Raw genomic sequence first — 22,845 nt, 5'->3', positions numbered from 1 at the left:
ATAGTCCAAAATCGACTATTCTTAGTGGTATATCGTGAATCAACCATGGACGGAACCACACGTGAGTAGGCATAGCATGAGTCGGGCCCTGGACGCGCTTATGGGACCGAAGGCGCCACATAACCCAGCACTGCATGAAGACGGCTTCTCCTGGGGAAAACAGATCGGCGAGCCCGAAAACCTTTCTGGGGTCGGGCTCATCCAGGCGATGCTCATAGCGGGCGGGGTCACAGCTCTACGACTTGGGACGTCCGGCCTGACTTATGTCGACGGCACTGATACGTACGTCGTGGATGAGCGGCCCGTCAGCGTTCGAGTTCTGGACGCAGACAAGCTGCTCGAGCTAATGGGTACCGATTTCGCTCGCGAGCATCAGGCGAGATTCACAGAGCTAGATTCAGGTTTCGAATGCTTCATGGCTGGTAGCAGCGCCACCGGGCGCACAAAGGGGGTAGCTTCGATTCGGGCTTGGCTCTTGCACCAGGCATCAAAGGAAAAGGGGGCGTGACGAGTCAATCATCACAAAGAATGCCATCTAATATCCCTGTGAGAAGGTCGATCTAACTCCCACCAAGCGGGTGATAGGACAGCTAGCCCAGCGGGACTGGGACTTAGGCGCGGGATACTGGCACGCGGTGTTGAGCCTGCTTTGCTGTGCTAGCCAGATGCACAACGAGCACCTGGCTGCCGCGCCGCGCAACCTTGTGGAAGAGTCAATAATTGATCTGGCCGATTAGACCGGAGTCCGCGACGAATGAAAGGTGGCAGAGCATATTCTGAAGCCTCACGGGCGTGGCGAAGCCCGGCGTCCATTCTAGCTTCAATGAATCCCCCCTCATTGGTTCATCTTCCCTTCAACACTTGCCGCCTGATGTACCACTCAATTGCGGGCAACTGTTCAAGCACTACCGGTTCGAGTGAAACTGCGGCCGGCTCCTCAGCCAAATCGTTGCTATGCCTCAAATCTCCCTCCTTGCCCTCGACTTAGAAGGGACCTTGATTTCAAATGCGATCAGCCAGATCCCCCGCCCGGGGCTTTCGAGCTTCTTGATCAGCTGTCGCGCGCTCTTTCCGCGCATTGTCATGTACACGACGGTGAGCGAAGCCCGCTTTCGCGCAATAGCGCGCTTACTCGTCTCCGAAGGCGAAGCGCCAGACTGGTTTGCGGAGCTTGAAGTAGTCGATTGGAACGGGCAAACGAAGGACCTGGCTCTGATTCCCAGTGCCGCTCTTGAAGACTGCCTTCTCGTGGACGACTTCGAAGGCTACGTACACCGCGGGCAGCGCGAACAATGGGTGAGGGTTGCTTGCTTTAGCCACCCCTACGTTACGTCGGACCGGGAGTTGGAGAACACCCTCCACGAGCTGAGGCACCGGATCAACCATAGTCGAATCGCAACGCCTGCTGGCGACTCATGGCATAACTGGTTCGATGCGAAGAGGATGGCGCCTGATTTCATGCTGCAACACGAGCAACCGGCAGACGAGGAGCGCAATCCGGCTTGGAAAACGGAAAAGACAGATCAGGCTAAAGGCGGTCCACTTAAGAGGCGTTGATCGGGCCGGCTGGCGCAGTCCCTTGACAAACTCCTCTGGAATGTCCGCTTCTTGGTAGGAATTGGGAGCAGCCTAAATTATCAAAGGCATGCCGCCCCCCCCCCCAATACCAAAGTAATTTTTTGGGCGATACCAAAGTAAATTTGAAAGGGCAGTGGCTGCCTACTTATATCGTAAATGGAATCGGATCCTCCCTGCTATCTAGTATGTGGAGGCTCGAACGACCTGCACCCTTCATCGCTGAGCCGATGTGATTGTCGGAGCCATTAAATCCACAAATAAGTCCACCAAGTGCTCACTGATCGCGAGCACTCCCGACGATGAAAGCTCACCAGACTCTACAGCCCCGTCATGGAAAAACTGAAAGCAAACTCGCTCAACCACTGCATTTAGTTTTGGAAATGCTTTGCGCAGATCGTCAGAAGCATTACCACGCGACTGGAGTTCGAGACGCACACTTGCCTGGCCGTCCAGAATAGGTCCAGAGGCTTTAATCTTGCGAACCGTCAGATTTCCGATCCCCGGGGCCGAGCGAATGATGTGCATAAGACTCAGCACATCAAAACGCGAGACCGCCACCGACATGCCCGCATTCAGGACGCTAGAAAAAGCGTCTACAAACGACCGTACCGAACGAGGAGCGTTGATCAGCACCATCACGTAACGCCCCTCTTCCAAGACCAGCAGATAGAACCGGAAGATGGTGTACCGCACAGTCTCAACTTGCTGAACGTGCCCGAACGGATCCACGACGGACTCATGCTGAACAAACCGCTCAATGTAACGCGCCTCGAGCCGTTTCCCCCGAGCCTCCAACAACTCAAAGCCTAAACTGTTGTGCAGCGTGAAAGGTGCCTTAGACAATCGGGCGGCGATTGCCCGCATTCCCAGATCGGCATTCAACTCAATCCATTTTGTCTTCGCCGTTGCCATGTCGCAATCCGCCTCACAGCTTTCTTATAACCGCGCGCGCCGCATCTTCAATGCGTCGTCCGAGGCTGGTGTCCTCACCGTGGGCCAACCCGGTTCGGGATTTATTGAAACTCCAATCTTCTTGAATCTTGTAGAGTCCGCGAGGTAAATAGGAAAACCTCGTACACGTCTCTGGCTCGGAGAACTGCGCCTCGAATTCATAGAGATCCGGCGATTCTTTGCTCTCCGATATTGCCTGCCACACGATCTTCCATAGATAGAAGCCCTTGGCAAAAAGTCCACGCAACTCCTCTGTTTGTAGCACACCTTCACCCTTCAGAGAGGCTTTCGTGATATGAACACCAAGGTCAATTGTCGTCCCGGCATCGTCGTCGTCACCGTCCGCTTTCAGCTTCGGCTTGTACACGAATGCATCCGTGACGTCGTGCAACTTAAACCCCTTCACGCCTTTTATGAGTTCGATGAAAAACTCCGACCGCTTAGCGGGGTCGATAATGTGTTCGAGCGACACCTCATCAATTTCCAGGCCGTCCACATTATTTTTCTCAACGTCAGCTATCAACGTTCGAGTCCAGTCATCCACGTTATCATTATGCGGACCACTAATCTGAATAGATCGCGCCGAGGCCTCCACAGTTATGATGGCCTCTTTCGCGACCACCTGCCGAAACTCCGTGTGATTGAACTGAGTAACTTGATATTTAATGACGATATCAAAGTTCCCATTTCTTCTAACCCGGACGTCAGCCGAATCCCCACCCGCTTTAATAGCCTTGCACAGTTTATGTGCCGACGCTTCGAATTGGCCCAAATCTAGGGCTTTTGCGGTCACTCTCAATGAGGAGAGGCGTTCCCGACGCACAGGCGATCCGAATAGCTTCGCTAGCGTCTGATAGTCCTGGTAGTCATGAGAAAGGCGTGAATAGTAATCCGCGAGACTACGTCGTGAAGACCCCTTCGAAACGATTATGCCGCGGCTAATAAACAATTCGCGAAGGTGATGATTCGTAACGGTTGTAAGGTTTAGAGCATCAAAGAGGGCCTTGTCGCCCGCACTGTAAATTGCCATTCACACCCCCTTCTTTTCCCAGCCCAGTTCAATCCTTGAGAACGTCTTCTTCTCTATTTCAAGGACATCCAATTGAATCGCTTCGAGCATTTCGCGCTTGGCCAAGTCAAAACCCCAGTCTCGCAGATATGCATCTATCGCTCGAACAAAGTTACTACGAACTTCTGGGTGAGGTTCATGGTGCGCCACCCGGATACGCAACGACTGTCCTGCTTGGGGTATCTGATAGGTCGCCAAACTATCGAACAGATATATGAACTCGGCCGAACTACTACCTGGGCGGTTGTAGTAAATGACATATCCAGGGCCGTGTCGCTCAAGGGTGGTGCGACTCTTCTCGTCGAACTTCACCACAGTGTCGTGCCGGATTATCAAAAACGGCCCTGAAATAAGCTCAATGGTGGCAGGCGCTTCGTCAGCCCTCACCAGGACGCGATGCCTCCGCAACTCGGGATAAAAGAACTGGTACGAAGATTCTGGAAAAGTACCCTCTCGATGTAGCCGATTCGCATCCGAAATAATGGTTGTCATGTAATTGATCAGCAGAGGATCAATTACATGAAGTAGCATATCTGGCTCAAGCGGTAAATTCTCCGTTCGAATACCGTTTTCGTCGCGCCCAGATTTCTTAGGGTTGAATATTTCAAAAAAGTTTTTGTGGTATTCGGCGTCGTGATTATAAACGAACAAAGCGCCCCGTATCTCGCTGTCGCCCGTTTCAAGATCGTACCTATTCGACCATTCCTCACTCGATCGGGCACAGTCAATCGTTTGCGCGAGAGATTTTAGAGCGGAGCGCACTGGGCCGCCCGAAATGCTGGCCGCGGCATAGCTTTTTAAATCCATATTCATCAGAATCCGTCGATTCAAATAGGGATCCACGTAGCTAAATACAACATCGACAGGGTGCGAGTGGCTTGGTTTATCGGAGCCCGCATGCTTGCCGACTTTCACGCACGTAAAGTTTTGGTCCATTAGAGCCACCCGTTTCCACTTGAACCAATCGAATATTTCACGAGAAATTCGATTCGCCATCTCCGCCGTAGGCGCTGTTTCCCCACCACTCATCCCGTCTCCTACGCTGGGCAGCTACCGATCGAGGCATCCGCCAAGCAAAATTTTGTCACCCACCGCAAGTCGAGAACGCAGACCGCTCAGCGGCTTCCTGCACGGCATCCCGACCAGAGCCACTGCAAAAATCATCGAAAAAATGCATCCGGAACGGCTCTCTTAACAACTTCCAAGGTATACCAAATCTGTAAGATTTAGTAAATAAAAAGTTCAAGCTATCGATCTGCCTTCGGAATTATCTCAACATGGGCACGACGCGCCGTTGGCAGTGGCGACTCATATCGTAAGTGCGATCGGGAGCCTCGATGTCCTGCTAATGCACAATTGAAAAAGAGCAGGCGTTGAGCCATCCCTCTTGTGGTGTGACGATGCTGAGCCATATCTTCAGAGTCGACGAGTTCCCCGAGTCGGCATCACCCGCGCAAAAATTCGCACGCTAATCCTCGCACCCCACTGGCCGAAATGCCCAAATCTCAATAGGCGCAAATTGTAGTTGCTTGGTGGGTCCGCCGGTGTAGGACGTAACGACGCGTTCAAGTGGTCAACATCCAGTTGCCCGGCGTGGAGCCCACCACTGATCGCGCATGAGCGTGCTTCTCAGGCATCACAGATTCAGCACCCCAACCTCAGCCACAATGTCCAGTGAAGGCAGACAGACAAGCTCGCTGCGCGCGTTGCTCATCGCAGTCAGGCAGTAGCTAAGTGACCGGCGTCCAAAAGGATTGCCTGAGCGAGTCCGTATTCTTCTAGGCTTGGCGCTTTCGTGTGTTGTTATCACCGCGCATCGGTAAAGCGACTGCCGATGAGCACTGCAAATGGGCTCATGGCCGTCTTCCAGCCGAAGGCCGGCCTCACTGACTTGGCGAGAGCACTGCTCAGCGCCGCGGTCTCAAGAGCCTTAGACGGCTAACCGGTGGCGAGGTATCTCGCGTCTCGATGATCTTACGCGGCTGTATGTTCGAGCTCTTATGGCCTGGGCCGTGTAGATCACGCGCTTGATGCCAGGCAGAGATGGCTTTTGTTGAGTCCCCAATACGGGGATTGCATCAACTATTCGTGCCCTTTAGCTCAATTGTCGATGTAGCACGGCAGTGTGTTAACAAGCAATACTTTCGACCCACCCGGCGCATTGCACAACGGGGGATTCTCCACCGAGCTAATCAACTGGTTACCGTAGCAAAACCAGGCATCGCCATCCCCCACAGGAACATCAACAAGCTCTCCGGGCTTGATCACGTCATTTTTCTCCCCACGTTCGTTGGGCGGCACATTGATCGGTCCAATTCTCATATTAATATAAATAGTTCTATTAAGAGAATTTTTAAAAGTTATGTTTGCCATTGCGACTCTCCGTAGCCATCACTAAAATATTTCCCTAAGGGCATAGTTTATTTTTACTATCGCAGGGTAAGTCGCCACAAACGACAGCACAAACGAATTGAGACCCATAAAATAGGCATTACTGAGGTGAAACAAGAAAAACCCCATTAAGCTCATAGCCAATAGCGAGTCAGGCATGACAAGTACTAAGGGAAACATCATTTCCGTAATGATCACCAACCAACCAACCACCAACGAGATCTTTGGGTGGCGCATCAGCAGACGCGCAGCCCAGGGGTTGCCGAAATTCGCAGTGTTCATTACACCCTTAACTGCTTCGCCGCCGCGCCAAACAGGTGAGATTATCTTTGACGCCCCAGCAAAAAAATACGCTAAAACGGCCTGCCCGCCGATTAAAATTATGCCCGCGTAGGCCAGATAATCGTCATTTCCAACCATTCCTAGAGAAACAATCAAGGTTCCGGAAGTCACCACCAAACCCATTTGGTCGGAGCCGTCCCCTCCGAAGCACGCGCGATAGTTGGTCCAAGCACAGCAACAAAAGAGAACTGTCAAAAGCATTGATAGCAACAAATAATTACTCGAAAACAACACTCCAACACCGCAAGCTATTCGCAAGATCTGAACCGCGGCGAATGACGGAGCCGCACCGAAAGCTGAACTTAAGGCAGGCCCGAGTCGCATAGTGATTCCTGATCGGAGGCGCAACACATGCCACGCTAGCAATCCAGTTCGTAAAAAGAGGCGGCGATTAGCCAACCACTCCATGCCGGATAGAATTGCCCAGCAGCCGACAAAGATCTTCGTGATCTCAAGGAAGACCGCACTCGACATGGAATTTAGAACTCATTAATTGTTATGGACCTGAGATAAGTAAATCACTTCCAAGGTACGCTTTTCATGGCCGCTAGTTTGGACAATCGCAAATTGCCTCGAGCAGCCATCCAGGCGCTCATCCCGCACCAGTTGCGCAAGATGCAGAATCAGCAGATAGGGAATTGAAATAATCTCTTGCCCCGGCGTCCTTGGCATACGCGTGGCAATAATAAGCAGGGACTGAACCGCATCAAGTATGACTTTCTTGGGCCTTTTTTGTGGATTCCAAATCAGATTAACAGAATGTCGGTCCTGTCCAACCTCAATTGCCACCCACGCCGAGAACGTTCCATCTTCGCGCAGCCCTCTAGCCACGACGTGATAATCAAAAATTCCTGGATTTGGTGCAAAAAATGTCCAGACCGGCAACAACCTAAATGGATCAAATTTGTTTAACAAGACTGATATCGAGCGAAACTGGCACGGAACGGTCAAAATCAGCCAAATCGCCACACATACCAGAGCGAAAAATCCGATTCCAGACATGATGCATCACCATAACTAGGATTTCAGAGCTCGGCTACGGACCTCCTCAAGCTCCTGCAAGGACAATCCACTGCCCACCGCAGATCCCGCATAAAGTGTTTTTCCAGGTGCCGGAGTCATAGCAACGGCTGCAACGACGGCAGCAATAGACGCCGCGGCTACGGCGACGTCCCCCAAATTGTTCACAGACAAATTGGCATTTATAAAATTAGCAGGCGCCGTCCCGGACTTCTTCATGGCAATCAATAGATCAAGCGCGGCGAGTTCAACTTCGTTGAGCTTTGGCATACAACCTCCTGATATCTATGAAAACGCGCCTGCACGACACCGAAGTCCATACGCGTTATTTGAGACCTTCTCTTAGCGCTGGACGGCGAGCGGGAATCATCAAGTGGCAATAAAATTATCATCGGTTTTTATCCGATGCAAGATTCTGAAGGAGCCAATACACTCGTTAATCGTGCGTATTTTCCCTTAGCGGGTGAACCCCCAGCATAAAACTACTAGTATTTTTGGTGGGGGCCATCGCGAGCGTGTGCGACGAAACCAGTGCGACACTACGACGTCTGAAGCAGATAAAGCGCACCGGCCCGCTTTCTCACCAATTAACCTACTGATGCGCCGCCGACAAATTTGTCAGCTTTACATTCCTTCCCGAAATTCCGCATCAGATTCGGGCTGCGTGAAGGGGCGATTTGAAAGCTCGCAAACGACAGCACAGGAGGCCGATGCTATTCGATGCGATAGATCACTAGGTCCTGGTCAGTCAGGTCAACCGACTCCCCGCATCGATTATTCGTATGACCATACACTCTGCCCTTCGCGCCTGAAATGGTGTCGGCAAGAATCATTACATGGTCCTTGGCCAATCCGAGCCAGCTCACAACAAAACAAAAGTCCCCGGCTCTTGAAGCCGACAGGTCATTAATTCGTCTAACGTTGGTGTATCTGCCAGTGGAATTCATGAAAGCTGCCGCTAGTTCCGCAACTCGAACGCAGACGCCGTTTGAACATACGACAGTAGGTAGATTTACGAGAATTTCGCTCTTGGATAAACCGTGAGCAACAAAATGAGTACAGTCCAGTGGGAACGAGCCGTCCGGACAGTCGTTGCCCGCACCCTGGGCACAATAGGCTGAGTAATAGCCCATCGCAGCCGATAAATTGAACGAAAGCCTGGGCGAACTGGAGCCGTCTCGCGCTATTAACAGAAGGTCTGATGCGGCCGGCCCCAAGTTTTGAGATAAAACCTGCTTCAACTTTCTGTCCGCTGCCGCAAGCCCGCCTCCCTCATTGCTAATTTCACCACTCATTATCGCTTCCCCATAATCGTCAAAAAAAATATGTTACGAGCAACATAGCTCAGTAGCACACGGAATTTCCTCATCTTCCAATCAGGAGGCGGAAATGGAAATACCTAATTATGGGTATTCGCTTCCAGGACGAATGCTGCATGGCGGGTGGGAGGCGGACAATAAGTTGTGGTCGCCAAGCCTAGAAATGAGTGGCTAATAGCCTAGTGCCAGGTGAGGTCGCTGGGGGCTCTAGTAGGCGAGGAACGAGGACAACAAGGCCTCACGCTCCTCACTGGTATTCCAAGTCGCGACACGTGGATTGATAGCGGAAACAAGGATAAAAGAGCAGGAAAGCCGGAACTCGAAGTGGATGCTCGGGAACCCGACGCTCACGTGGGTCGGCCGACACGGCGCACTGTGCAGTATAGGCTTCTGTGGCTGGCTGATTGGCAACCATAGCAGACCGTTATACCGCGAGTTCACAGTTGTGGTGATTTTTTCTATAGCCAAAAATAGGCTTTACAAAAAATGGAAGCCTTACTCTATTTTTGATGCTTTGATGCTCAACAACTTGATTGAAAACTAGTAATTTTCAACGTGTTTTCCATGCGCATCAGGAAATAATTATGAGCAATTTCCATTAAATTCCGGTGGCTAAGGAGTGAATTAGCTTCTGTACTCTGTCGCGCTTATTTTCATTGATATTTTTGTTGATGTAGTAAGACATCGCCCTAGAAGGAATTGGGATAACTTCGCCTTGATACTCAAACAAGAGGCTGATATTAAGCTGAAAAATTACGCCAACTTTATTATGGCTGAGTTTCGACAGCTCAGATTTCTTGAAATTCCTATAGAACACCGCTTCAAGTTGGTGAGAGGCAAAGCTTGTCAATATTTTGATAAAATTTCTGTCCTGTATGACTGACATTGGCACCCCTTCCTCACTAATGCCTTGAGCGAATATAGATCGACGCTCAATCAGGCACTCATAATTCTTTACAAATGCGTAGAACGTCGAACGCGAAAATTCGAAAATAATCTTATGGTCAACCAAATTGCTCAAATCGAACGCAACAAGCCCCATGTTTGCCAATCCATCACTCAAGCGCCTTTCTAGCTGATCTAGCGCCTTAGAAAGTTCTTTTCTGAACTTTTTTTCGCTATGTAGGTATTTGCACTCAATGGCTAGATCTTTGTCGTACCAGATAACGTCGCAATCGGTTGAAAGATCAATTCCCCCTTCATTACCCATACTTTGTGAGATTCTAAGAGCCATGGCAAGCTCAAAGAATGTATTGTTGTATTCTTCATCTTCATCCTGAAGAAGGTACCGGCCATAAAGAAGGTCAAGCAGCTTCTGCTCGGGGATCTTGATATCTTCTCCAACATCAAACAGCGAATTTATTGAGCAGTATTTATTGACTATGCCAACAAGTGCAGCAGCATCAAGTGGGTCCATCTGATTGAGAGAATCCAGGTTCTTTCGGTAGGTCCATAGCTTGGTGTTTTCGATAGGTGCGCCCGATCCTGTGCGTTCCCTAAGATCTCTAAATCTTTTCAGTAAATTATCAAAGTTTCGAATCAGATCCTCTGTAGTAAGAGAGTAAGATACAAAATTCACGACTTTAACCCCATGCAATGTTAAAAATTGAACCGTTTGGTCTGTGTAATACGCAGAAATTTTCACTTTGACGATTATCGCTGATCTGTCGAGAGCGCATCGCTGTTAAAGAAAAAATTAAGATCTCCTTGGGTCCTGGCTTGGTGCGGCGGTAAAGCTACAGATGGAGGTGGTTTCATTCATATATGAAATTGGCCTTGAAAGCTGAAGCAAGAAAATTCGCTTCAGAAAACAAGCCGATCACGCATGACGGCACTTCGCCGAGAGCCGTCTTTGATGACAGATCTCCCAACCCGATGCGGTCCCTCGCTTCACACCTGTGAGTCAAAGCAAAAGGCCTGACCGCGATCACCCAGCTTTGGCGGTCCAGTGGCCGAGAGAGTAGAAATCGCCTTCAGGGGTGAACCCCGAAACCTGAAAATATGCTTCTGGAACTATCGGAATTCGTGAGCAGTGGAGCGATTCCGCCTTAGTCGCCGCGCTCGATGGCTTTTCCGTCTCTTCCCGACAGGGGCCTCACCTTTTGGCGATCATTGGCGAGCAACTTCCCCTGCAAATCATTCAACTCCTTTAGCAAAGAAACTTCCCTGACCAGTCCTTCCTCGTACATGGCCCGATACGTGGCGGCCTCAGTCTTAGCTTCCTGAAGTCGCAGTTGCAGCGTTTCGATTGTACTTAACGGCCTGTTGAGGGTCGCAACCTTGATAGCTGCGATAAGTTCGACATGTTGGTGTCTAGACCTCTTAATCGCCCCTTTCTTGCGGCCCGCCTCCAAGCTGACTGCATCGTTGGTGATTCGAGTTGAGGGGGGCACTCGAATCGGAGTTCCTCGTGAAAGCCGATCTAGGGCCTCGTAAAATTCCTTCAGGGCATTAGACATTTTTTTTTCCCCCGATTGCTACCGGAATCGAAAGACGCCAGACGCGCTCCACCTTCTCCAACTCGATCAAATCTTCCATCTCGGCCTGTGCCTCAATTGACACTGATTCGCCACGAGAAATCGCTTTTTTCCACAGATTAATGAAACTGACCAACTTGGAGTGTTTTCCCACAAGATTTTTGCAATTCTCAGTCACACAAAGAACTCCAAACAGCGTAGGCCCCTTCCGCTGGTCGCACGCGCCTGTCTTCGTGCACCCACCAAAGGGGCTGGGTCGATAGGAAAACAAACCTGCCGCGACATCTTTCATAACCTCGTCGCGCGATATAACTACCCCGCTATCTTTCTGCTTCTGGAAGAACATCCCCGCACCGCCAAACAGAGGTTCACGGGTATTCAGCACGTCACGATAAAAGAGTGCAACGATTGCCTCCTTCTCGCCCTGTAGCCATTCGGAAGACATGTGAGCATTGAAGGCATTTTTGCTCCCACCCAGAAAATCCTTACAAAACGTGCTGCCCTTTCCGTAATACATGCTCATTTCACGCGTTATGTGCTGAAGTTGTCTTCGAAGGGACGTTACGTCAACCAACCCGCTCGAATTCGCATAGAGCGCCAGGGAACGTCGCAATTGATGGGTTGCTAGAGGCCAACGGTTCCCAACACGAAATCTCGGCTCATCTCGCCACGCCCGGCATTGGTCGACATCCTCTAGCTCCGCAACGTCCTCCTGGACCATAATCGGACATAGACGTTCAGCCAGTTCCGGCTTCACCTCATATAAAGATTGGCTCATAGGTCGGATCCTGCGCTTTGGTTTACTTCGGCGGCCCCATGGCAGCAGATCAGTCGACAAAAATAGAGGATATAAATCTCGATCCTTTTCTGCTCGACTAGGTTTCACTTCCAAGGTCCGATATATAAACGAGGCAAATTTTTGAGCGAGCCGAACCGCTCTAGATCCATCTTGGTCGGTGGTAACCCAATGGGCTCGCAGCGGCATCCCCCGGTTAAACTTTGTCGTAGCACCGGCTATGAGGCAATGCACCTTTCCGCCCTCCCCCATCCTAGTCACCATGCAGTGGTACGGCAACGACCGTGCCTCGCCGTGTCTCATTCCTGTAAAGACGTGAATTTGCAGCTTGCAGAGCTGAAACGCCTCTGTAATTGCACCGGAAAGGGCATGTAATACCCGGTGCGTCACGCTAAAGCCTCGCCGTGTTAGATATTCTTGAAGCCCATATTTCGTCACCAAGCCAGGTCCAATGCTGATATCTTTCCTGTTCGCCTTTTTCTCAGCCAAGCCATGAGCGATTACTGCTTCGCTCAAGGCGGCCAGCAACCGTGAAGCGTGCTCCTCGACATCCTTGAGTTCCAACGACAGGCTTGTTATCAATGCGCCATATATTCGAGTCGGCAACGGGGCAGTCTGAAGGTGATTTTCCCGATAGAGCCTAACCCGCTTTCTCAAGTCTCGCTCACGCTGGAGTGGAGAAAGTGAAAAACCTAATGTTTGATCTATGTCCAGCTTTCGATATAGCGATAGCATCGTCAGCCAGATTTTTGAAGCGCCGCCTCGCAAGGTGGTAGAAAAATCATTGATGAGCTGAGTTTGAAGCACGTGCGCCACCGAGCAGTCATGACTCTCGGCAAATCGGGCTAGGAGACGTAGCACGCCTAGCTTTCCTTCCAAGGTGTTGGGCGCGTTCTGTTTCCCGTAGTAAAGTTGTCTCGTCATCAAGAACTGTATTTCCCGGATACGGGCTGCGCGATCCGCGGAAACTTCCCTCTCAAGCCGGCCTAAGGGGCCACTTCGCACGTTCCAATAATAGAAATGCAGCAATAGAGGACGAAGGTGCTGAGTATAGGCAGTCCAAGGCCAAACATAATCTGTCACGTGGTGGGGCTTTCCGTCTACGTCCCAACATATGATGTGATTAGAAGGCAGATGATGATTCCACGCATCATCCCAACAGTCAGGGGCAATCCCTGAGTTTAGAGAAAAACGTACGTTCAGTTTCACAAGATCAGCCCCAAATCTAGAAGCAATTGATATCTTGCAGTCCAATACGGCGTCATATTCTCTCGTTCATACACATCCTCGCTAATCTGCTCGACCATGGCGCGGGACTTTTGAATTCCGGCAATTGATTCTAGGTCTTTCTCGAACTGAACAATCACGGATTCAATCTCATTTTTAGCTTGCGTATGCTCGTAGATTTGCCTCAAGACGTAGACGGCGGACGTGATTTTTCGAACGTCTTCCTCGTCCGCGATAAGAATACGATGAGCACAAAAAACACAACCGGAACCGGGGGTTTCACAATTAGGCGTGACCGGCGGATTTTTGATAGCAACCTTTGCGTTTCCATAGCTCGCGCAGCAGCCACCATGCTCCAACGGTCGATGCAGGCGTGATGCGTTCAAATCATCACTGTTGCTTCTTTTGCGCGCGACCTTTGATACTTGAACGAAAAATGATGCGATTTGTTCCTGATGCACTTTACTGGAGCCTCGACCGTAATGCCGCCGGGCAGTGTGCTCGCTGTGCCCCATGATTAATGCCGAAGTAGCAGCCCCGCTATGGTGCAAATGATGATCCTGCGCGCTAGCGCGTAACGCCTGCGCACCGTACCCTTTTAAATCTGGGTCTATGCGCTTTTGCAGGGTTCGAAAATGGATAGCCAATTCGTAAGAGCTTATCCGGCGAGGAGACTCATTATTTCGATTGCCACAACTGAAAAACAGATACGGCGTGGACCTTCCCTGAAGCAGAAATTCGCGCAATTCCATAAAACGTCTCAGCCGCGGAAAAAGCGCCTGTGGAACGACTACAATTACCGGCTTGCCGCCCGCCCGGGCTTTGATGTTCCGAAAACCAGGATTGGTGGCTTGGCGCTCAACCTCCCAGTGTGCATTTAGGGTCCTAATGGTTGCGTTGTTTGCTCCGCTATGGCACAAAAGCATGAACTCAAACGCACGAAGCGCAACCATACCAAAGGTATGTCGCCAACCTCCCTGCATATCTGCGTTTGCCTCATCGATGCAATTCTGAGCTCTCGAGATGCTTAATTCAGCTAGTCGTCTACGCTTCGAGATTGGCCCGTGATATTTCTCCATCAGAAGCTCTATGTTCGCTATGCAACCATGGTGGTAGTCGTAGACCCAATTTCCCCTAACGCTGCGCGATCTGGCGTCATGTTCTCGGAACAGTGGCGGGAGTCCCCAAACATTTGTCGGGAACACCCATAGATGATTTGACTCCCACCCGAGTGAGCGAGGCAACTCGATCTTATGGGGAAACGATTTTTTGCCTAATACGAGGTCGCAGAATCCATCAAACAGAGCTTGATTAATTGCCAATGCATGAGACAACCCCCCTATATCAGGCACCTCCGCACCATCACCGACTGAAGCGTTGACGACGACCCTCGCAATTCCGCTTTTCAAATTGTCAGGACCGATCGAGCGTTCGAGAATCGTGCCCGCCTGATGTATTCTGCTGTTCCTGGTCGTGGCTCCAATTGCCCGCTGCCGATATCTCTCGTGAATAAAAGTTGCCCACGAATTAAACGCCGAGCGCGTTCCGTCTGAACCCGCCAGGCACTCGCTAAAGCCGTTAGCGTCAGCCCAATCAACAAACTCGAAAAACGTTCTTGCATATTTTGAAGTCGTTTCCTCGGACGCCCCTCCCTCGCATGACAGCCAGCATAGCGTATCAATGATTTTGGAAACCGGAATCTCTCGCATGGGCAGATAGGAGTTAACGACTACTTCTCGGCCTGCTCGTGGTTTTTTCCGTGGCGCTCGTTCCGCATAGCAAATTGCACCGACGTCAAAATAATCATCACCAATTTTTAGCAGCGTCTGAGATGGAACTAACTGTTCGGCTTCGCCCCGCAAGGGAAGTTGGACAGTGAAGACGGGACGAGACGAAAATGCAGCGGAGCGCTGTCTAATTGCCATTGACCGAGCCCTTCATGGCACGATCTGCCCATTCGCCTAGATATTTTCCGTAGCCGTCGATAGCCGCGAAGTACCGATCAATCTCATCGCGATAGTTTATATACAGATCAGTGGTTTCTGTAGAGGCGTGCCACATTAACTCTTTGACCAAATTACGGGCGCGATCCAGCGTAAGCTCGTTCACGCCGACTTTTTGCATTAGCAATTCCGTAATGTTCATGCCGTATGTCGCACGAAGGTCATGGATGCGATAATTAAATGCTCGATCGTATCGCTCTCGGACATAAAGTACTGCGTGATCTTTTACAAACTGCCTCACAGACTGTCCGTTAATTACGTATCTTCGACCACGCCTTGACATGAACGCGGCGCGGTCGTCTTTCGATGCGTAGTAGGGCGAACCTCGATTAGTTATAAATAAATAAATATTGGGATGAGTTCCATACTGAAGCGCCAGACGCTCTCTACGCACAACCGCCCTTGTCGAACGTCCATAAATATGTAGCGCCTCATAGAGCTGCCGAGGGATTTGGAAGACGCCCGACTTACTCCCTTTGGTGTCAATCCCAGTTCCAGGCCCAGCGCGTAGTCTGTAAACTTCGCCGCCGCTGATCTTATCTCGAGTGTATTCAGGCGCGGGGTTGCTAAAGTGGTTTAACCTGAGCGTGCATGCTGACTCTATCCGAGCACCAGTTCCGAGAATAAAAAGTTGGATCAGAAAACACTCTGTATTTCCTTTGGCAATCGCGGCCTCCAAGATCCAATTTTGCTCGTTATGGAGTAGTGGCCGTAGACTCCCTCCATCCTTAATAGTTCCATCGAACGGAGTCTTATTTTCCGCGCCTGGAATAATTAGGTCTGTGCTCTCTATACCTCTAAGCATGGGTCTCCCTTCAGCCCCTCGGATTTCGATTCTGTAAAATTTATTTTCCCAGAATGGACTATCAGACGGTATTTCCCCCACTTTGATCAACCATCTATATAGCGAAATCACCGTTCTCATTCTGCGCTTGGCGGTCGACCGCGCTATAACCCCAGCTTGAACACTTAGACGAAGAAAATTCAAATAGCGATAAGTTGGACGTCGCTGCTTTTTCTCATCAATGTTAAAGATGAAATCATCATCCAGACCAATATTATCTATCCAGTCTTTGAAGGCGGCCAAATCTGTGGCTGATGACTCGAGAGTAGCCATCACGGGATCCACCTCATCCTCGATCTTCGAAAGCAGATAAAGAAGGCCAATCTTCCAAGGCGCGCCGCGCTTATCGATTACCATAGGGAACAGGCTATAGATTCGCCCGCCGTCTACACTTTTATCGGGGCGATGGTAATAGCTGAAATCTACATGATCATTGGGTATCCTCAGAGTGCGCTTAATGGCGCCCTCGTCAGCAGGAGCAGCCAGAACGGACAACTGAAAGGAGGGAATTAAAATTTTGCGCGCGGATCCGCCCATAGAAATCCCCAATCACATCAAAATCGAAGATTTGATTCCGTGGAGCCGGCGCAACAAATCGCATCCCGGCGCGCATTCGCTCCATCGAAAAAGAGTTTTCCCCCTGTACTTTTGGCGGATAACGAGATCCGTTTTCGTGCTCTGTTGTAAAGAGCACAAGGCGGCTAGTACCAATAAACACTTGGCGAGAAGGCACTTTCGACCTGTGTTCAAGCACGGATATGCGGGTCCGATCGTATGGAAGAGCGGGACTAACCGCCTGGTGCTTTGGAACGCAGCACACTTGACGCCTGGCCTGATGGAAGACGCTTCGACTGGAGCAAAGTCCTCCGACCGGCGACGCCTCTCTTTCCATAGTTGTGCTCGATACCTGCGGCGCATGGCGCCCCCCTTTAGACTCCAGACCGATCGAGCGTACTACGAGAGCAACAAAATTTTCAATTATTCTTTTTAAATCAATGGGTTACGTATATCGCGAAATTCGCTTTTGGGCTACTTAACGGGTTGATCGCTGAAGGCTAGTTTGCGTCACATCCTGGGATTGGTACGCGCCCTTATGTCCATTGCGATAGAACTTTGCGGTTGCACTTTCCCTTGAAAGACTTGCAAGTACGCCCCGCCGGAAACTCGAAGCCGCTGTTGATGATGGCGGCCCTGACCCGCTCGCGGCTTTCCCGGACCTCGGTATCAACCAGCCCGACCACGTTGAATCCTGGCAAGCCGGGCCCGAGGTGTGTTTCGACGCGGACCGCATGGGCGTGCATGCCGCTGAGGGCCCTGCTGGCGAGTACGGCAAGCGTCACGGGGGTCTCCGGATGAGTTCGGGACGCCAGTATCCGCAAAAACAAACGGCCGCGGAGAGCGGCCGTGACAAAACGATCTCGCGCTGGACCCGCGCGTGGCGGGTGCGCGGCGCTTGCTTACTTGTCCAGGCCTGTCGCCGGACCCTTGTCCAGACCCGTCAGGCGCTGTTCCATCTGCTGCACCTGGGCGGCCAGCTGATCGACCCGGGCGCGCGTACGTGCGAGCAAGTCGGCCTGCACGTCGAACTCTTCGCGGGTGACCAGATCCAGCTTGGAAAACGCCTGCGTCATCATGGCGCGCACGTTGCGCTCGACGTCCGCCGCGGGGCTGCGCGCGATCAGGTCGGAAATATTCTTCTGAAGGTCTTCCATCCACTGGGTGCGATTGTTCATATGGGCCTCTCGATGTTCTTGATGGCTCAAGTGTAGTGCGTCGGCCAGATTGTTTCAGGCGGGGCCGGTTGCGCCGCCGCAAAAAAAAGGGCGGGCCGCATGCGGTGACCGCCCTTCAAAGCACAGGAGAAAACCGGGCCGCCTGACGGCAACCCCCTACCAACACCACTAACCTTGCCACCGGTCTATTCGACCGCGCAGTGCATCGTCCATATGGCGGATGCACGTCCTGAATCCGATTCAACTCGAGCCCACACCGGTCAACAAGCCGACCCGTGTAAACCCTCGTATCACGGTCGCGCCCCAATTTGGACGGGTCCAAACGAATTCCAGCTGGAGTTGAAGGGCCGTCGGTGGGCAAAGAACCGCAGCCCGCAACGCTGAGCGCCGGATGACACGTTCTATTGACGCGACCACGCACGAGCGCCGACACGTGACCGCACCCCAAGCGCTCGCATTAAATGGCTACAAATCCCTCGTGCGGATCACATGTGGTTGCATGTGACTGCTACGCGTTGTTGCGCACCAAATTGAGGCCGGCCTGCGGTGCATCGCGCACCACAACGGTGCCGTTTTGCACAACTTTTGCGCCGTTCCCGGGCATCGCCAGCGCTGGCCAACATGGCATGGATATTGCTTTAACCACGGAGCGTGCAACCAAGAGAGGAAATGCCATGAAACTCATCATCGCCATCATCAAGCCCTTCAAGCTCGACGAAGTGCGGGTGGCTCTATCCGGAATCGGGGTCCAGGGCCTGACCGTCACCGAAGTCAAAGGCTTTGGCCGCCAGAAAGGCCACACCGAACTCTATCGCGGCGCGGAATACGCCGTTGACTTCCTGCCCAAGCTGCGCGTCGAGGCCGCCGTGCCCGACCACCTTGTGGACCAGGTCATCGAAGCAATCGAACAAGCCGCCCGCACCGGCAAGATCGGCGACGGCAAGATCTTTGCCGCCCCCCTTGAACAAGTCATCCGTATCAGAACTGGCGAAGCCGGCGAAGCTGCGCTGTAAATAAATAAAGACTCAATGGAGCCTGAAAATGGATAAAGCAGATATTTCCTGGTTGCTCGTCTCTACCCTGCTTGTATTGATGATGGCCGTACCCGGCCTGGCCATGTTCTACGCCGGCCTGGTGCGCAGCAAAAACGTGCTGTCCGTCTTGCTGCAAGTGTTGTGCACGTTCGTGCTGGGCCTGGTTCTCTGGTTCATCTATGGATATTCCCTGGCATTCACCGAGGGCAATGCCTTCTTCGGCGGCCTCTCGCGCGCTTTCTTCTCTGGCATGTTCAATCCCGCCGACGGCACGTACGCCATGTCGAACTCCCTGACCGAGCTGCTGTTTGCCTCGTTCCAGGCCACGTTCGCTGGCATCACCTGCGCCCTGGTGGTCGGCAGCTTTGCCGAACGCGCCCGGTTTTCGGCCGTGCTGGTGTTCACGGTGATCTGGTTCACGTTCGCCTACATCCCCATCGCGCACATGGTGTGGTTCGCCTCTGAAACGGCGCCTGGCCTCTTGAACGCACAAGGCGCGCTGGACTTTGCCGGCGGCACCGTGGTGCACATCAACGCCGGCGTGGCCGGTCTGGTGGGCGCCTATGTGGTTGGCAAGCGCGTGGGCTATGGCCGTGAAGCCATGCAGCCGCACAACCTGCCGATGACCTTCGTGGGCGCCGCCCTGCTGTGGGTGGGCTGGTTCGGCTTCAACGCAGGTTCGGCCCTGGCCGCCAACGAGAACGCCACGCTGGCCTTCTTCAACACCATGATCGCCACGGCGGGCGCCGTCCTGGCCTGGTTGTTCACGGAATGGGCCATCAAGGGCAAGCCCTCGATGCTGGGCGCCGCTTCGGGTGCCGTCGCCGGCCTGGTCGGCATCACCCCCGCCGCGGGCCTGGTCGGTCCGGTGGGCGCACTGATCATCGGCGTGGTTGCCGGCGTGGTCTGCGTCTGGGGCGTGAACGGCCTGAAGCGCATGCTGCGTGCCGACGATGCGCTGGACGTGTTCGGCATCCACGGCGTGGGCGGCATTGTGGGCGCCCTGCTCACCGGCGTGTTCAATGCACAGGTCTTCGGCGGCCCCGGCCTGGCCGAGCCCTCCATGATTGCGCACCAACTGTGGGTCCAGCTGGAAGGCGTGCTGCTGACCATCGTCTGGTCCGGCGTGGTGGCATGGATTGCCTACAAGATCGCCAATGCTCTGTGCGGCCTGCGTGTGCCGGAAGACCAGGAGCGCGAAGGCCTGGACGTCACCAGCCACGGCGAATCCGCGTATCACAGCTAAGGTGCTGCGATGCTCCCGCCGCGACTCGCGGCGGGGCGGATCCGAAATTGAAAGAGCCCTTCAACATGAAGGGCTCTTTTTTATGTCTGCTTGCTTGGGACGGTGCCAGACACCCGGCAGGGATGATCGTCAGCTTGTGGCAGCGACTCGACGGGTGTCAGACACCTGGTTCAGCCATCGCCGCGAAGGACGAATCAGACGGGGCCGAGCGCGTCCAGGTCGACGGGCAAGGCGCGGTTCAGCGCCGACGCCACCTTGATGCGAAGCGCATTGGAGTGCGCCCGGCGGACCTCTCGCTTGACGTCCAGCAGCTGCTGCGGGTGCATGGAGAACTCGGTCAGACCCAGCCCGAGCAGCAGGCGGGTCATGCGCGAATCGCCTGCCATTTCACCGCAGACCGCCACCGGTTTGCCCGCGCGCTCGCCGGCATTGATGGTGTTGGCGACCAGGCGCAGCACCGCCGGGTGCAGCGGATCGTAAAGCGACGCCACGTCGTGGTCGCCGCGGTCGATGGCAAGCGTGTACTGGATCAGGTCGTTGGTGCCGATGGACAGGAAGTCCAGCGCCTGGGCAAAGGGTTCGATGGCGATGGCGATGGCGGGAACTTCAACCATCGCGCCCACTTCCATGTGCGGCGCGTAGGCCTGGCCACGGGCATCGAGTTCGCGCCGGGCGGCCTCGATGGCGGCCTTGGTCGCGACGACCTCGTGCATATGCGCGATCATCGGGATCAGCAAGCGCACCGGTCCGTGGGCGGAGGCCCTCAGGATGGCCCGCAACTGAGTCGCGAACATCTCGGGGCGCGCCAGGCAGTAGCGGATAGCACGCTGCCCCAGGGCGGGATTGGTGGCTACGGTGGCCTCGCCGTCCAGCGTCTTGTCAGAGCCGATGTCCAGTGTGCGGATCGTGACCGGACGGCCGGCCATCACCTTGACGACCGAAGCATAGGCCTCGTACTGCTCTTCTTCGCCGGGCAGGTCGGGCCGGCCCATGAAGAGGAATTCGCTGCGGAACAGCCCGATACCGTGCGCGCCGGAAGCCAGCGCCAGCGCGGCCTCGTCCGGCAGCTCGATATTGGCGTGCAGCACGATGTCGATGCCATCCAGGGTGACGGACGGTTCGTCGCGCAGGAGGCTGAGTTCGGCGCGCTCGTCGGCGTAGGCGGCCTGGCGGCGGCGGTATTCCTGGAGGATGCGTTCGGACGGATTGACCACCACGACGCCAACCGAGCCGTCGATGATCAGCATGTCGCCGTCGCGGACCAGTTCGCGCACATTGCCCATTGCCACCACCGCGGGCACGCCCATGCTGCGCGCCACGATCGCGGTGTGCGAGGTCGGTCCGCCCAGGTCAGTGACAAAGGCGGCAAAACGCCCGCCGCGCAAGCGCAGCATGTCGGCGGGCGAGATATCGTGCGCCACCACGACAAGGGCGTCGTCGCCGCCCATGTGGGACATGTCGGGCAGGATCGCCGACGTGCCGGCCAGCACGTGCAGCACGCGCTCGATCACCTGGCGCACGTCCGCCCCGCGCTCGCGCAGGTATTCGTCTTCCATGGCGTCGAACTGCTGGCCCAGAATCTGGCCCTGCGTCGTCAGCGCCCATTCGGCGTTGTAATGGCGCTCGGCGATCAAGGCGAGCGTCTGTTCGGCCAGGAGCGGATCGCCCAATAGCAGACTGTGTACGTTGAGCATCGCGCCCAGCTCGCGCGGCGCGTCGGCCGGCAGCGTGTCGGCCAGTTGCAGCAGTTCCTGCTGGGCTGACGCCAGGGCCTCGGTCAGGCGGGCGCTTTCCGCGGGCACGTCTTCCGGCGAAATCCGGTAGTGCGCGACTTCAAGGGCCGCAGCCCCCATGACGACGGCGCGGCCGATGGCGTAGCCCTTGGCGACACCCTTGCCGTAAAGACACACAACGGGGCCGGCAGAACCAGCCGCTTGAGGTGCGCTGGTCGCGGGCGCGCCGGTCGTGGGCAAGCCGGTTGCCGCTACGGGCAAACCGGCCCGAGCCGGGCCGGTTGCTTCAGGAGAGGGTCTATTCCTGCTCACCGAATTTGCTGTCGAACAGAGTTTCGATTTCGGAAAGCGCTTGCTCGGCATCGCTGCCGGAGGCCTCCAGCTTGACGGTGACGCCCAGTCCGGCTGCCAGCATCATGACGCCCATGATGCTCTTGGCGTTCACGCGTTGCGCACCGCGCGAAATGAAGATCTCGCTGGAAAACTTGCTGGCCAGCTGCGTCAGCTTGGCGGCGGCCCTGGCGTGCAATCCCAGTTTGTTGCTGATGACAATGTCAGTATTAGGCATAGGAAAGGTGGTGACCGCGGGCTATGCCGCAGTGTTGATCGCAGCCAATCGTCGTACCGATCGTCGGCTTGAAATAATAGCCGACATAATAGGGCAATTTTCCGCCCGTCAGTCTACCCGCAAGACGCCCTGCACCCCGCCAGCAAGCGCCTTTTCGCGGGTTTCGGCCAGCGGCAGGTTGCGGTAGGTCAACGCGCGCAACAGCATCGGCGTGTTGAGACCCGCGAGCACACAGCACTGGATGCCCTGTGCCTGCGCATCGGCGACCGCGCGCTTGGAGATGTTGGCGGGCGTGGCGCCGATCAGGTCGGTCAGCACCAGGACGCCCGCGCCGTGGTCCTGCTCGAGGATGTCTTTCAGGACATCCGGCGCCAGGTCATCCGGCAAGTCTTCAGGCAGGATGTCATGAATTGCCAGCATGCCGTCCAGATCGCCCATGACGTGGCTCGCGCATTCGCGCATTGCCGCGCCCAGGGGCGCGTGCACGACGATCACAATACCCGTGGTCATGTCG

The 22,845-nt window shown here is 54.0% G+C and carries 21 protein-coding genes and 1 pseudogene; 4 read left to right on the top strand and 18 right to left on the bottom strand.

What is annotated here, in order from left to right:
* Positions 1-76 precede the first annotated feature (76 nt).
* Both AB3147_RS09620 and AB3147_RS09615 read left to right on the top strand, forming a co-directional pair.
* Entirely contained in the window at positions 77-508 is a 432-nt protein-coding gene (locus tag AB3147_RS09620) for a hypothetical protein (protein ID WP_367351799.1), read from the top strand.
* A gap of 446 nt (positions 509-954) precedes the next feature.
* Positions 955-1,557, top strand: coding sequence for an NIF family HAD-type phosphatase (locus tag AB3147_RS09615; RefSeq protein ID WP_367351798.1), 603 nt, complete (start codon positions 955-957; stop codon positions 1,555-1,557).
* A gap of 234 nt (positions 1,558-1,791) precedes the next feature.
* Here AB3147_RS09615 and AB3147_RS09610 read toward each other — a convergent pair whose 3' ends face one another.
* From AB3147_RS09610 to AB3147_RS09540, 15 genes and pseudogenes are all read right to left on the bottom strand, one after another.
* Entirely contained in the window at positions 1,792-2,490 is a 699-nt protein-coding gene (locus AB3147_RS09610; RefSeq protein ID WP_367351797.1) for a hypothetical protein, read from the bottom strand.
* 13 nt (positions 2,491-2,503) lie between these two features.
* Complete coding sequence (locus AB3147_RS09605) at positions 2,504-3,559, bottom strand: hypothetical protein (RefSeq protein WP_367351796.1); 1,056 nt, start codon at positions 3,557-3,559, stop codon at positions 2,504-2,506.
* Positions 3,560-4,627 carry a hypothetical protein gene (locus AB3147_RS09600; RefSeq protein ID WP_367351795.1) on the bottom strand — a complete coding sequence of 356 codons (1,068 nt, stop codon included), beginning with the start codon at positions 4,625-4,627 and terminating at the stop codon, positions 3,560-3,562.
* 1,071 nt (positions 4,628-5,698) lie between these two features.
* Positions 5,699-5,971, bottom strand: coding sequence for a hypothetical protein (locus tag AB3147_RS09595; RefSeq protein WP_367351794.1), 273 nt, complete (start codon positions 5,969-5,971; stop codon positions 5,699-5,701).
* 21 nt (positions 5,972-5,992) lie between these two features.
* Complete coding sequence (locus AB3147_RS09590; protein ID WP_367351793.1) at positions 5,993-6,805, bottom strand: hypothetical protein; 813 nt, start codon at positions 6,803-6,805, stop codon at positions 5,993-5,995.
* A gap of 15 nt (positions 6,806-6,820) precedes the next feature.
* Positions 6,821-7,333: a hypothetical protein gene (locus AB3147_RS09585; RefSeq protein WP_367351792.1), complete on the bottom strand. Its 513-nt coding sequence runs from the start codon at positions 7,331-7,333 to the stop codon at positions 6,821-6,823.
* Positions 7,334-7,348: 15 nt separating this feature from the next.
* Complete coding sequence (locus tag AB3147_RS09580) at positions 7,349-7,621, bottom strand: hypothetical protein (RefSeq protein ID WP_367351791.1); 273 nt, start codon at positions 7,619-7,621, stop codon at positions 7,349-7,351.
* 1,647 nt (positions 7,622-9,268) lie between these two features.
* Complete coding sequence (locus AB3147_RS09575) at positions 9,269-10,249, bottom strand: hypothetical protein (protein ID WP_367351790.1); 981 nt, start codon at positions 10,247-10,249, stop codon at positions 9,269-9,271.
* Positions 10,250-10,718: 469 nt separating this feature from the next.
* Positions 10,719-11,129 (bottom strand): hypothetical protein, encoded by a 411-nt coding sequence (locus AB3147_RS09570; protein WP_367351789.1) that lies wholly within the window; start codon positions 11,127-11,129, stop codon positions 10,719-10,721.
* Positions 11,122-12,867 carry a hypothetical protein gene (locus AB3147_RS09565; protein ID WP_367351788.1) on the bottom strand — a complete coding sequence of 582 codons (1,746 nt, stop codon included), beginning with the start codon at positions 12,865-12,867 and terminating at the stop codon, positions 11,122-11,124. The genes AB3147_RS09570 and AB3147_RS09565 overlap by 8 nt, the downstream gene beginning before the upstream one ends.
* 281 nt (positions 12,868-13,148) lie before the next feature.
* Entirely contained in the window at positions 13,149-15,095 is a 1,947-nt protein-coding gene (locus AB3147_RS09560; RefSeq protein ID WP_367351787.1) for a hypothetical protein, read from the bottom strand.
* Complete coding sequence (locus AB3147_RS09555; protein ID WP_367351786.1) at positions 15,085-16,554, bottom strand: hypothetical protein; 1,470 nt, start codon at positions 16,552-16,554, stop codon at positions 15,085-15,087. Before AB3147_RS09555 ends, AB3147_RS09560 begins: the two co-directional genes overlap by 11 nt.
* A 611-nt stretch (positions 16,555-17,165) precedes the next feature.
* Positions 17,166-17,357, bottom strand: a pseudogene (locus AB3147_RS09550) (magnesium chelatase domain-containing protein); the annotation flags it as partial.
* 117 nt (positions 17,358-17,474) lie between these two features.
* On the bottom strand, positions 17,475-17,750 hold the full coding sequence (locus AB3147_RS09545) for an accessory factor UbiK family protein (RefSeq protein WP_056315890.1): 276 nt from the start codon (positions 17,748-17,750) through the stop codon (positions 17,475-17,477).
* Between the two features lie 508 nt (positions 17,751-18,258).
* Entirely contained in the window at positions 18,259-18,426 is a 168-nt protein-coding gene (locus tag AB3147_RS09540) for a hypothetical protein (RefSeq protein ID WP_175138546.1), read from the bottom strand.
* Between AB3147_RS09540 and AB3147_RS09535 the strand changes: the two genes are divergently transcribed.
* Together AB3147_RS09535 and amt are read left to right on the top strand one after the other, a co-directional pair.
* Positions 18,425-18,763 (top strand): P-II family nitrogen regulator, encoded by a 339-nt coding sequence (locus AB3147_RS09535; RefSeq protein ID WP_006218735.1) that lies wholly within the window; start codon positions 18,425-18,427, stop codon positions 18,761-18,763. The two genes, AB3147_RS09540 and AB3147_RS09535, sit on opposite strands and share 2 nt — an antisense overlap.
* A 28-nt stretch (positions 18,764-18,791) precedes the next feature.
* Entirely contained in the window at positions 18,792-20,030 is a 1,239-nt protein-coding gene (amt, locus tag AB3147_RS09530) for an ammonium transporter (protein WP_175124021.1), read from the top strand.
* Positions 20,031-20,224: 194 nt separating this feature from the next.
* On the opposite strand, the gene ptsP is transcribed toward amt, so the two are convergent.
* The 3 genes from ptsP to AB3147_RS09515 form a co-directional block, all read right to left on the bottom strand.
* Positions 20,225-22,126 carry a phosphoenolpyruvate--protein phosphotransferase gene (gene ptsP, locus AB3147_RS09525; protein WP_367351785.1) on the bottom strand — a complete coding sequence of 634 codons (1,902 nt, stop codon included), beginning with the start codon at positions 22,124-22,126 and terminating at the stop codon, positions 20,225-20,227.
* The gene (locus tag AB3147_RS09520) at positions 22,062-22,331 is read right to left on the bottom strand and encodes an HPr family phosphocarrier protein (protein ID WP_006387993.1); all 270 of its coding nucleotides are present in this window, start codon (positions 22,329-22,331) and stop codon (positions 22,062-22,064) included. The genes ptsP and AB3147_RS09520 overlap by 65 nt, the downstream gene beginning before the upstream one ends.
* 108 nt (positions 22,332-22,439) lie before the next feature.
* A complete protein-coding gene (locus tag AB3147_RS09515) occupies positions 22,440-22,841 on the bottom strand; it encodes a PTS sugar transporter subunit IIA (protein ID WP_056569684.1) in 402 nt (133 codons plus the stop codon).
* Between the last annotated feature and the right edge of the window lie 4 nt (positions 22,842-22,845).

The sequence above is a fragment of the Achromobacter animicus genome (assembly GCF_040775605.1).
GTDB classification, from domain to species: Bacteria; Pseudomonadota; Gammaproteobacteria; order Burkholderiales; family Burkholderiaceae_B; genus Achromobacter; species Achromobacter animicus.
Note: the sequence above shows the minus strand (reverse complement) of the source record. Positions and strands in the feature narration are given on the sequence as shown.